The following is a 10,603-nucleotide window of genomic DNA, read 5'->3' on the forward strand; positions in this document are numbered from 1 at the left end:
TCCCCACTACTTTGGTGGGGACTACTCTGGCAACTTCCTTTCACATCGTCGAGACGGTGCTGGGGACACGCTTACGGAGCAACTTCAGTCGTTCCGGTTCGTCTTGAAAGAGGAACTGGAAGTACACACCCACCCGTCTAGCAAGTCTCCGGCTGTCGGGAATCTCGCGCTCGGGCAGGTGGTTATGCTGCTCGAGAGGCAGAAAGCGTGGTCTTCGGTAGCGTGGACTGCCGATGACGAGTCACCCGCAGTCCACGGTTGGGTGTATTCGCGCTATGTGAGCAAGATCGTATAGAGTTATACGGAAGTCGCGTCGCTGATAGCAGCAGCCACTGCATCGCGCGCGTCGCTCTCGCGCAGGTTTTCCCTTTTGAGCGCACTCAAATCGGTGCGGGGCACGACGGTAACCCGCTTCAGCACACGAAATTCCTGCGACGTTCATGAACGCTTGCCGGCGCTCGCCTACAGGAGGTCCTCGATCTCGATAACCCCAAAGTTCTTGGGGTTCAACAATTGGGCGGACTTGCTCTTGATGTGCACGTCACCTTCAACCCGAACCATCTTCGAGTTGTCGTGCGCCACGACTGCCTGATGATAGTCATCGCCCATCAGCTCGACTTGCACCTTGCGCTCGACGTCACCAACGGTTGAGTCGATGGTGATCGTGCCTGAGGTTTCGTCCTTCGGCCTGCTCAGCTTCGTGATGTAGCCAGTCAGCCTGCGCTCGGGAAGGATGTAATCGCCCTTGTAGTAGCCCGTCGCCTTTTCCAATGCCTCTACGTACCTGCCATCGAACATAAATTTTGCTGGCTCGGTCTCGAAGAGTGGGCTTGGAGCTGCCGTCACTGTGATCTCGAAGTTCCGGTTGTGCTTTTCACCGCTGAAGCCTAGCAACGCATCGCACATGTTAGAACTTGCACCAGCGAGAACAGCCTCGTCAAAAGCGCCGAGGTCGCCCTTCTCTTCGTAGGTCGCAGTCGCCTTCTCTAGAGCACTTAGGCCGGCGACAAGGTTCGATGTGATTGCTTGCGCGAGCGGAATCGTGGTCACGTTATTTGACCCATCGGCAACCATCTGCACTGGAGCGATAACATTGACGACGTAACTACCAATCTCGGTCTGCCCTAGCAACAGCGTCTCAAGGTATTCCTTCGCCTCCTTTGGAGCACCTCGGGTGAATTGCTTCCGCTTCGCGTAAAGCGACCGCGCTGCAGCAGACAAAAGATCCTTAGCCTTCGCGATCAGGAGAACGCCGTCGTTGATGGGGATCGTCCCGTCATTCGTGTCGTCATGCACCACACGAATAGTGATGACATTCGCGAACAGCCGCTTGACTTCGTTCAGGACCTCATGGACTGCGCGTCCTTCAACGGACGCGATCGACACGAGAGCGTCTCGAATCCGCTGCCGATAGTCCTTGACGTACGAGAGCGGCAGGACCACCTCGGCGTCTTCGTTGTCCTGCCGGTGCCAGATCGTTGCGACGTTGCGAATCTTCCCGTCTTCGAACCACTGCTTGTGTTCTAGGTATGCCCTTAGCTGGTAGGCGGACACCTCACGGTCTAGGCGGCGATCGGAGTTAGTCATAGCCACTCCCCCTCGCTAGCGCGATCCATCATAGCCTTTAGGGTCTCGGTCGTTAGCCGTTGATTCAACGGAATCGAGACCGTCACCGTGTTCACGTTGTCGGTCGGCTCGTAGTCACGCAGCGAAAGCCAGTAGCAGTTTTTGTGAAGCTCGATGTGCTCGTCGTTGTGGCCGATCCAGTGCTCAACATCCTCAGGTACAAGCAGTACCGCTAGGTAGCGCGGGGAGGCGAAGTCAGAGCCCCGGAGGTCGTCGTAGTTCTTGCGGGGAAGTGGGAACTTGATCACTTCACCATCGACAAAATCTTGCGAGGTGCACTTGAGCTGAAACTCGATTTGCGGGCTGCGAACGAGATGCCCGTGGTACCCCTTACTCTTGAAAGCAACATCAATGCTGTCGTCGTCAACAGATGACGAGGTACGGTTCAGTCCTGCATGCGCGGCGAGCGCACACACGTAGGCGTAGTTGAACTCCTCCTTCTGCTTCTGCGGGTCCATGCGCGTGTGTATTCATTTTTTATATGGTCGCACAGTAGCATGGTTTCCCGCCGCCGAAACCCTCGGCATTCGTGACCGGCTTGAAGAAGTTCCCGACTGCGATCGCTGCAAAGCGGCTGATGGGTGTCACACCTCGAAGGACCGCAACGAATTGGTTGTTGTCGTTCGAATAGTGGCACCTTCCTGTCAATCCCAGCGACCGACCAGAAGGCAATCGACCTCCAATCCAATGCACCTGTCCAAAACCGATCCCTTGCGGACAGGGGCATTTTGCCCTGTCCGTAAATAAGGGTTGAAATGTTTTGGACATCGCCTTACATTCGGACATCTATTTCGTACAGATTGAGTGCCCGATATGTCCCGAACCTTTGCCTATGCCCGCGTCAGTACGTCCGACCAGACCACCGCGAACCAGTTACGAGAGATCGAGGCGGCCGGCTTCTCGGTCGATAAGCGCCGCGTGGTGTCGGAAAGCATTTCAGGGAGCGTAAGCGCCGATCAGCGGCCGGGGTTTGCACAGTTGCTCGTCAAGATGGAAGAAGGCGACGTGTTGATCGTGACGAAGCTCGACCGACTCGGCCGCAATGCGATGGACGTGCGGGCCACGGTCGAGGGATTGGCCGAACGCGGTATCCGGGTTCATTGTCTAGCCCTGGGCGGCGTCGATCTGACGAGCGCGGCCGGCCGGATGACGATGCAGGTGTTGAACGCGGTGGCCGAATTCGAGCGGGATCTGTTGATTGAGCGCACGCACGCTGGTATCGCTCGCGCGAAGGCGGAAGGCAAGGCGATGGGGCGGCCATCCGCCCTGTCGGACGAGCAGCGGGCGGACGTGCTGCGCGAGTTGGACGCGGGGGCAAGCGTGGCCGCGCTTGCTCGGCGATTTGGCACGAGCCGCCAGACGATCATGCGGGTACGCGACGCAGTCTAAGCGGCGCGCGCCGTTCAACTCACGCCCTGCTGGAGCCCGGCTCGCTGGGTGGTGGAGCGAGCAGCTTAAAGGCGCGCGGCGGCGCATGCGCGGTTCCGGGTTGGATATCGGTCCGCATTGCCCAAACGGCAGCACTCAAAAGTGCGCCGCGTCTCTCATCTGTATAAGACTGGACCAGACCAAGCAGACAGTGTCAGGTTGTCTGGCTCAGTTCGGCCAATATGAGTCTTTTGCGCGATCGCTCAAGTAGCCTGTCCAGTGACCGCTTCACCGGCAAGACCTGCCCGCCATGCTGTCCCGTGAACGTATTCACTCCTTCATTCAAGACGTGTGCGCCGCAATCACCCTAGCCACGGTCCCCAGCGATCGCTTGCGCTCCACCGCGCCGCACGGAGTGAAATTGCGTCGTTCGCTGTTATCATCGACGCGAAAGATGAGGGCGCTCGTCGCTTTTATGAGCGGGAGAGTCTCCTCGCATTGCCCAATCAGCCCATAAAGCTATTTCGGCCGATAACAGACATCCGGCGGCTCTTCTGATGATGCGCGACCTGACCGAGGAATGCCTTCGAATCCTGAACAAGGGCTTTTTCGAGATCACCGATCCCGGCCCACTCCATCAGCCAATTCGTAGCTTTTCGATCCGCCGAGACGAAAAGCTGAACCTTATCTTGGAGACTGAGGCCGCCCCCAATGCGACGTCGGCGGCGATCAATCTGCCGCCAGGCACGGTTCGTTTGACGAACGAGCGGGCGCTCCTCCGGAGCGTGGGTGGTCTCGAAGGGGAATTCTTTGGGCTGGTGCCCTACAGTCAGAATCGCCAGACCCTCGGTGTGACCGAGCAGCCCCTCAAGGAGCTGGCTCGGGTCCATGTCGCCAAGACAAACAACCCGTCCGGGGCACCCGCGGCATATGTCATCGACTGGCTCGAAAACCTGCCCACGAGCCCATACGTTTGGCCAGCGGCTTCCAACGTGGTTACCAGAACCATCACCACTCGAAGAATTTCTCTGAACGACGGCATCACTATCGCGAGCGATACCGACCGTTCCAGCACCTCGTGGAACTCCGCCAAGGTTACGGTGGATGGCGCGACCTTCTACGTTTGCGCGCTCGACAGAGAAGACCGCCCCGGCGCCATCAAGCCGGGGTGCATCGTCTACGATGGCGCCCCAGACGACCAGTTTCGAAAGAAGGTCCGAACAGGCCTTTCTTTCGCGATGGGCGTGTACTTGGTCGATCTCGGCACATCCCACTACGATGCCGAATGGAACGTCGTGTCCACGCTCGCACGGAGCGCCTACAGCCTGCGCCGCCATGCCTTCGACATTGAAACTCTCCAGCTCGCGCCGCTCGGCGACCGCTTCGTGAATGAGCTTGGTGCCCCACAACTGTCAAAGGCGATCCAGGCATTTGTGACGGCGTTCGACTCCCTAGATCTTGCGAACCTGCACTGGGCCTTCTGGCATGCGTGCGCCGCCACTCCGCACATCGCGCCCGCTCACTTCGGCGCGGCGATCGAGGGCTTGCAGAGTGCCTACACCAAAGCCAACCCCGGAAAGGTGCAAGAGGGCTGGGCCACCCGAGACGAATGGAAGATCCTCAAGACTGCACTCAGCGCCGTCATCGACGGCGGCAACATCTCCCTTGAGGCGAAGATGGCCTTGAAGAATAAGCTGCCTACCTTCAATGGCATCGATCAGCGTCAGCGGCTGAAAGACGTGATGGCTGCCTTGAACCTTGAGCTGGGCGATGACGAGGACGCCGCGTGGCGCCGACGGAACAAAGCCGCCCATGGCACGCCGATCCCACAGGGTCAGGAGGTGGCTGCGATCCGGGACATGAAGCTGCTGAGGGGGCTGTTCCAGCGCCTACTGCTACGGATGACCAACGCGGCTGATCAGTACATCGACTACGCCTCGCCCAACCACGAATACCGGCCTTTGCGTCAAGCGCCGCCGACCATCGGTTAAGCGTCGGTGAATTCGCTGTCGAAACCGATGTCCGCCACGGGCTGGGTCAGAGCGTGGTCTTCGAGCGCACTGTGGAAGTAAGTGCTCGGCGAGGCGCGGATGCGGCGGCAGCACTCCAGAAACGGCCGTTGCAGTCGGACAAGTGCGAGCGGCGGCTAAGGGTCGGAAGCAGCCGACCACATCGGGCTGCTTCTGGCCAGAAGCGCCCATTCGGGATGAAACAGCGGCAGGCCGCTTCGATTGATCGAGCGGCCTTTCATCGTCATCCCTTCAAATGGGCTGCGCCGTCGACAATGCGCGTGCCGCAGCCATTGTATCCAGTGCTTCGCGCAACAGCAGGATTTTGCCGTTGTTCGCCACCAGCCGCCCTGCGTACATCTGTCGATAGATTTTCCCCGTCGATGGCACGGGCGCTTCGACTTCATATTCGGCGAATACCTGCTCAGGCGTTTCGATCAGCAGCCGCACATTTCTGAACGAAAAATCCGGTACTTTCGCGAGCAGCGAGGCGATGAAGCCTTCGATCGCTTTTGGTCCCTGTGCTCGCCCGTCAATGCCAAGTGACTTCAGATAAGGGAGCTCCAGCACGCCATCGTCGGCAAACAGTGCGGCGGCCGCGCGTGGGTCACGAATCGATTCGAGATAAGCGGAAAGCAGTTGTTTAGCGTTGTTCATGATCGGCTCGATAAAGGCGTGAAAGGATGCGATTCATTGCAGATGCGTCTTCAACGCAGTCGCCATCTGCTGCATGGCTGCGCGCGTCGGTGCGTCCGCAGCAAGGGCGTTGAGCAGGCCGAAGTCGTGGATCGTGCCTTTGTACTGGGTCGTCGTCACGTCGTTGCCCGCCTGGTCGAGCCGATATCCATATGCCTCGCCTTCGTCGCGCAGCACGTCGAACTGCGCGGTCTGGATGAGCGCGGGCGGCAAGCCCTTCAATTCGTCGAGTGACGCGCGCAGCGGCGATGCGTAGCGTTCGTTGCGCTCGCCTTCGTCGATCGTGTAGGCATTCCAGAACCACTTCATCATGTCGCGGCTCAGGAAGTAGCCATTTGCAAAGGCGTCGTACGAGGCATTGTCGAACGCGTGGTCGGCCACCGGCCACATGAGGCCCTGGAAGCGGATTGCCGGGCCTTGACGGTCCTTCGCCATCTGGCTGACGACCGCGGCCATGTTGCCGCCTACGCTGTTGCCCACGACGGCCAGCCGCGCACCATCGACGCCGATCTCCGCGCCATGTGCGGCAACCCACTTCGTCGCGGCGTAGGCTTCGTTGATCGCGACCGGGTAGCGCGCTTCGGGCGAAGGCGTGTATTCGACGAACACCGCCGCCGAGCCCGACTGGACAACAAGATCCCGCACGAGACGCTCATGCGTCGGGTAGTCGCCGAGAACCCAGCCACCGCCGTGGAAGAACATGAAGACGGGCAGCACACCGCGCGAATCCTGCGGCTTGACGACGACAAGCGACACGACCAGGCCGTCCTGCTCGACCGTGCGGCGCGTGACGTCAATGCCCGAGACGTCGACCGGCACGCTGCGCTGGGCGCCTGCCAGGACTTCGCGCGCTTCGGCGGGCGTGAGCGTCTCGATTGCTGGGCCGGTGGCACTGTTCAGCGCATCGAGGAAGGTAACCGTCGCGGTATCGGGCGTGTTCGGTGTGGCTTGCGTATTCATCGTGATTCTCCTTTTGCTTGGTCCAGTGGCTTGCGACGTGATGTCGTGCAGCCGGTGGAAAGGAGAATACGGATCGGACAATATTTGCGAAATAGAATCGTTTGAAATCCATCATTGCATGAATGCAATGATGGACGCCGGCTGATCAACTGCGCCGATGGATCATTTCGGCCACCGCCATGTTGGCTCGGAAAGGTGCTCGGCAAAGTAATCCGACAGCGCCGCGACTTTCGCGGGCCGTGCGCGCGCCGACGGCGTAACGAAGTAAAGACCACCCTTCGTCAGCGACCAGTCGGTGAGGATCGCTTCAAGACGGCCATCGGCCAGATACTCGCCCGCGATGAATTCAGGCAGCTCGGCGATTGCAAGGCCATCGAGCAGGGTGGGCAACAGCGCATCGGAGTTCGTCACGCGCAGCGGGCCCGCCGGCATCACCGGCTCCTCCTCGCCTGCGTCGTTCGTGAAGCGCCATACAGCGCTACGCGCACGGTACGCATATGAGAGACAGGGGCGATCCACCAGCTCGCGCGGATGCGTGGGTCGTCCTTCACGTCTCAGATATTCTGGCGACGCCACCACGAATTGCGTCACCGCGCACAGCCGCCGCGCGACCAGGGATGAATCCGGAAGCGCGGCGATACGCAGGGCGGCGTCGAACCCATCGGCGACCAGATCGACCGACGCATCCGATAGATGCAGGTCGATCGACACCCCTGGATAAGCGCGAAAGAAGCCCGGCAGCAGCGGCGCAACCCAGCGCAGCCCGTACGACATCGGCACCGCCAGACGCACCAGCCCGCGTGGCTGCACCGACATTTCGCGTGCCGAGCTTTCCGCCTCCTCGGCCTGGCGATAGATCTCGCCGGCTTTCTCGCTGATCGTCCGGCCGAACTCGGTGAGCGAGAGCTGACGCGACGTGCGATTGAACAGCCGTGCGCCCAGCCGGTCCTCCAGGCGAGCCACGCCGCGCGAGACCGTGGCGACCGACACGCCGGTCGCGCGCGCCGCGGCTGCGAACGATCCGTGCTCGGCCACCTTCGCGAACATCGCGAGCCCTTCGAAATCGGGGAGTTGAGCCATGTCCTTGTCTTTTCATTTATGCAACGTTGGATTGCAATCAATTCTATTTCGAAAAGATCAGGCCGTCGATATTCTCCTTACATCGCAGCAAGCCACTGCGACGCAAACATCCACCGACTCATCGAAAGGAGCAATACCATGGCACGCAAACTCGACAACAAGATCGCACTCGTCACCGGCGCAACCAGCGGCATCGGCCTTGCCACCGCGCAACGTTTCGCGGCGGAAGGCGCGCACGTCTATCTCACGGGCCGCCGACAGGCAGAACTCGATGCCGCCGTGAAAGGCATTCGCGAAGCCGGCGGCAACGCGACCGGCGTCCGCTCGGATTCCACCCGGCTCGATGAACTCGACGCGCTGTATGCGCAAATCAAGGAAGAACAGGGGCGCCTCGACGTGCTGTTCGTGAACGCCGGTGGCGGCTCGATGCTGCCGCTTGGCAACATCACCGAAGCGCACTACGACGACACCTTCGACCGCAACGTGAAGGGCGTGCTGTTCACGGTGCAAAAAGCGCTGCCGCTGCTTGCCGAGGGCGCATCGGTGATTCTCACCGGCTCGACGGCCGGTAGCGCGGGCACTGCCGCGTTCAGCGTGTACTCGGCTTCGAAGGCGGCGGTGCGTGCGTTTGCGCGCAGCTGGATTCTCGACCTCAAGGAGCGCCGTGTGCGCGTGAACACGATCAGCCCGGGCGCGACCCGTACGCCGGGCCTGCTGGATCTTGCCGGGGACGACGCCACGCAACGGCAAGGGCTTGCCGATTACCTGGCTTCCCTGATTCCGATGGGGCGTCTCGGTGAACCGGAAGAGATCGCTGGCGCGGCGCTATTCCTGGCCTCGAACGACGCGAGCTTCGTGAACGGTATCGAATTGTTCGTCGACGGCGGCCAGCAGCAGATCTGAGCCAGGCTGAGCACGCGGGGTGTGGTGGACGCGGTCTTCGACGATCGCGATCCACGCCCGGCGCACTCGAATCGAGCACCGTCATGATTGAACATCGGCCTTTTCCTTCGCTTGACGCAATCCGGCACGGCGGCGTTGATGTCCGCCAACATTTCCGCGCGGGCGACTCCGGGCACGCCGACCATGCGCCGCTCGGTCCGCTCCATATGTGGAACGACATTGAATTCGCGCAGCACGCGGGCCTCGGGCTTCGTGCTCACCGCGACGTCGAGATCGTCACGTGGATACGTTCGGGGGCCATCACCTACGAAGACGATGCGGGCAATCGCGCGCGCCTGGTTGCCAATTCCGTCCACGTGATGAGTGCCGGCACGGCGATCCATCACGCCGAGCGCAACGATGAAAACATTCCCGCACGACAGTTCCGGATCTGGCTACGTCCGCGCACACCGGCCGGTACACCGCGCTGCTCGACGCGGGTCTGTTCGCCAGGGTGTCGAGAGGGCCAATTCGTCACACTGGCGAGCGGCGATCCGGAGGATGTCCGCACAGGTGCTTTGCCCCTCCATGCCGACGCGCGGGTGCGTATCGCGACGCTGCGCGAAGGCACGACGATGCTGCACGTTTTGCCGATGACCGGTTCCGCTTATTTGGTTGCGGATCATGGGCGACTGGACATAGGACCGATCAGGCTGACGCGACGCGATGGCATTGCCGTTCGAGATGAAGCGCGGCTCGTATTGAGGGCGCGAGACGACACTGATGTCGTGATTGTTGAGCTCTTGCGCTAGGACAAGGGCTCCATTAGGGCGTGCCGCAGCCCCATTCATTGCTGTTTCCAACTTCGAGAAAACGCGCCCGTGAGAGTTGGGTGGCTGTTTGGGGAGCGAACTGCAGACGGTGATACTGACGCTGCCTATGGCGGAGATGGGTCGGTCACCGTCCTTGATGAGGCGACGTCCAGGCAATCTCAGACCTGATCTGCCTCCGACTGAGAGGTTAGGTCCGGACTTGCACATCTCGGTCCCCGAATCCCCAATCTTGTCGCGATTATGCCGCGCTTGCTCGCGCCAATCACTGACGTGATGCGACGGTTGCAAAGTAACTTTTCATTGAACACAAGGCCAGCTTTTGCCGTTGCATCGGGGAGGGCTGCGGCACGGGAGTTTCTTTGCGCGCAGCGTTCCAGACCGCAGGGCGTTTCTCGACACGGCTGGCGTCATGCGACGTATTTGCCGGCTATCTCCAACTTTGTCTCCAAGTAAATGAGTGTTTTGGAGATAGACTTGGAGATAGTTGGACCCTTGACCAGTAAGGCTTCCGGGGTGAATAGAGCATATATCTCCAAATCTCCAGAAGTTTTCTGTTCGGGTGGCCGACGATCGGCGACTTACGCCACAATTATTCGCTCGATGGCCTCATCCGCATTGGCTCACTCGATTGGGGGTATGTTTGGGGGTTCATGTTCCAACCGTCGATTTAATTTTCGTTTTGAATCAATGGATTGGGTGTGAATTGTTGATCCTGCAGCCCACCAAACTGAAGAAGGGGTTACAGGCACTTTGCTTGTAACCCCTTTTCTATTCCGATCTGGCGTAAGCCCATAGGCATTCATGATCGACGCCGCTTCGCGTCCGAAATCGCTGACAACAGCCATTCCCAAAGAAGCACCAGCAGCGGTCCGGATCCCAAATCGACCACCAATCAACCGCTAAGTGTGCCCCTCAGCGAGATGGGTGCCGGCGTCGTCTGGTGCATGTCGAAAATCAGCACCTCGTTGTATCCGTTGCGCAGCCACGGGGCGGGGCAAAAGAGCCGGAACTGCGGCCCGACGTTCCAATACCGGCCCAAATTGCGGCCGTTCACCCACACGACTCCCTTGATCTGACCTTACCCCGCCGAGTACACCATTCGTAATTTAGTGGGCTCGCCGGTTTTCGGTTGATGCAGTTGCCGGAATT

The 10,603-nt window shown here is 60.1% G+C and carries 10 protein-coding genes and 1 pseudogene; 5 read left to right on the top strand and 6 right to left on the bottom strand.

From position 1 onward, the window contains the following. Positions 1–103 precede the first annotated feature (103 nt). A complete protein-coding gene (locus tag BUB20358_RS28735) occupies positions 104–295 on the top strand; it encodes an SH3 domain-containing protein (protein ID WP_105773880.1) in 192 nt (63 codons plus the stop codon). 167 nt (positions 296–462) lie between these two features. Here BUB20358_RS28735 and BUB20358_RS27030 read toward each other — a convergent pair whose 3' ends face one another. Further along, positions 463–1,587, bottom strand: coding sequence for a hypothetical protein (locus BUB20358_RS27030; protein ID WP_035973146.1), 1,125 nt, complete (start codon positions 1,585–1,587; stop codon positions 463–465). Continuing rightward, the gene (locus BUB20358_RS27035; protein ID WP_035973145.1) at positions 1,584–2,084 is read right to left on the bottom strand and encodes a DUF4365 domain-containing protein; all 501 of its coding nucleotides are present in this window, start codon (positions 2,082–2,084) and stop codon (positions 1,584–1,586) included. The genes BUB20358_RS27030 and BUB20358_RS27035 overlap by 4 nt, the downstream gene beginning before the upstream one ends. A gap of 355 nt (positions 2,085–2,439) precedes the next feature. On the opposite strand from BUB20358_RS27035, the gene BUB20358_RS27040 reads away from it, so the two are divergent. Further along, the gene (locus BUB20358_RS27040; RefSeq protein WP_035973144.1) at positions 2,440–3,015 is read left to right on the top strand and encodes a recombinase family protein; all 576 of its coding nucleotides are present in this window, start codon (positions 2,440–2,442) and stop codon (positions 3,013–3,015) included. 536 nt (positions 3,016–3,551) lie between these two features. Beyond that, complete coding sequence (locus BUB20358_RS27045; protein ID WP_199901233.1) at positions 3,552–4,985, top strand: hypothetical protein; 1,434 nt, start codon at positions 3,552–3,554, stop codon at positions 4,983–4,985. Between the two features lie 270 nt (positions 4,986–5,255). Here BUB20358_RS27045 and BUB20358_RS27050 read toward each other — a convergent pair whose 3' ends face one another. The 3 genes from BUB20358_RS27050 to BUB20358_RS27060 all read right to left on the bottom strand — a co-directional run bounded on the left by BUB20358_RS27050 (position 5,256) and on the right by BUB20358_RS27060 (position 7,739). Continuing rightward, the gene (locus tag BUB20358_RS27050; protein ID WP_035973143.1) at positions 5,256–5,660 is read right to left on the bottom strand and encodes a nuclear transport factor 2 family protein; all 405 of its coding nucleotides are present in this window, start codon (positions 5,658–5,660) and stop codon (positions 5,256–5,258) included. Between the two features lie 33 nt (positions 5,661–5,693). Continuing rightward, complete coding sequence (locus BUB20358_RS27055) at positions 5,694–6,659, bottom strand: alpha/beta hydrolase (RefSeq protein ID WP_006765343.1); 966 nt, start codon at positions 6,657–6,659, stop codon at positions 5,694–5,696. A gap of 162 nt (positions 6,660–6,821) precedes the next feature. Continuing rightward, positions 6,822–7,739 carry a LysR family transcriptional regulator gene (locus BUB20358_RS27060; protein ID WP_006765341.1) on the bottom strand — a complete coding sequence of 306 codons (918 nt, stop codon included), beginning with the start codon at positions 7,737–7,739 and terminating at the stop codon, positions 6,822–6,824. A 138-nt stretch (positions 7,740–7,877) separates the two neighbouring features. Between BUB20358_RS27060 and BUB20358_RS27065 the strand changes: the two genes are divergently transcribed. After that, on the top strand, positions 7,878–8,642 hold the full coding sequence (locus BUB20358_RS27065) for an SDR family NAD(P)-dependent oxidoreductase (protein WP_035973142.1): 765 nt from the start codon (positions 7,878–7,880) through the stop codon (positions 8,640–8,642). An 83-nt stretch (positions 8,643–8,725) separates the two neighbouring features. Further along, entirely contained in the window at positions 8,726–9,433 is a 708-nt protein-coding gene (locus BUB20358_RS27070) for a pirin family protein (RefSeq protein ID WP_006765340.1), read from the top strand. Between the two features lie 913 nt (positions 9,434–10,346). Here the strand turns inward: BUB20358_RS27070 and BUB20358_RS28740 are convergent. After that, positions 10,347–10,523, bottom strand: a pseudogene (locus BUB20358_RS28740) (hypothetical protein); the annotation flags it as partial. Positions 10,524–10,603 lie beyond the last annotated feature (80 nt).

The organism is Burkholderia dolosa (assembly GCF_902499135.1).
Classification (GTDB): domain Bacteria; phylum Pseudomonadota; class Gammaproteobacteria; order Burkholderiales; family Burkholderiaceae; genus Burkholderia; species Burkholderia dolosa.

Coding starts and splice junctions, on each gene's coding strand:
- BUB20358_RS27045 (WP_199901233.1), top strand. CDS start 3,552: ATGATGCGCGACCTGACCGAGGAATGCCTTCGAATCCTGAACAAGGGC.
- BUB20358_RS27035 (WP_035973145.1), bottom strand. CDS start 2,084: ATGGACCCGCAGAAGCAGAAGGAGGAGTTCAACTACGCCTACGTGTGT.
- BUB20358_RS27050 (WP_035973143.1), bottom strand. CDS start 5,660: ATGAACAACGCTAAACAACTGCTTTCCGCTTATCTCGAATCGATTCGT.
- BUB20358_RS27055 (WP_006765343.1), bottom strand. CDS start 6,659: ATGAATACGCAAGCCACACCGAACACGCCCGATACCGCGACGGTTACC.
- BUB20358_RS27065 (WP_035973142.1), top strand. CDS start 7,878: ATGGCACGCAAACTCGACAACAAGATCGCACTCGTCACCGGCGCAACC.
- BUB20358_RS27070 (WP_006765340.1), top strand. CDS start 8,726: ATGATTGAACATCGGCCTTTTCCTTCGCTTGACGCAATCCGGCACGGC.
- BUB20358_RS27030 (WP_035973146.1), bottom strand. CDS start 1,587: ATGACTAACTCCGATCGCCGCCTAGACCGTGAGGTGTCCGCCTACCAG.
- BUB20358_RS27040 (WP_035973144.1), top strand. CDS start 2,440: ATGTCCCGAACCTTTGCCTATGCCCGCGTCAGTACGTCCGACCAGACC.
- BUB20358_RS27060 (WP_006765341.1), bottom strand. CDS start 7,739: ATGGCTCAACTCCCCGATTTCGAAGGGCTCGCGATGTTCGCGAAGGTG.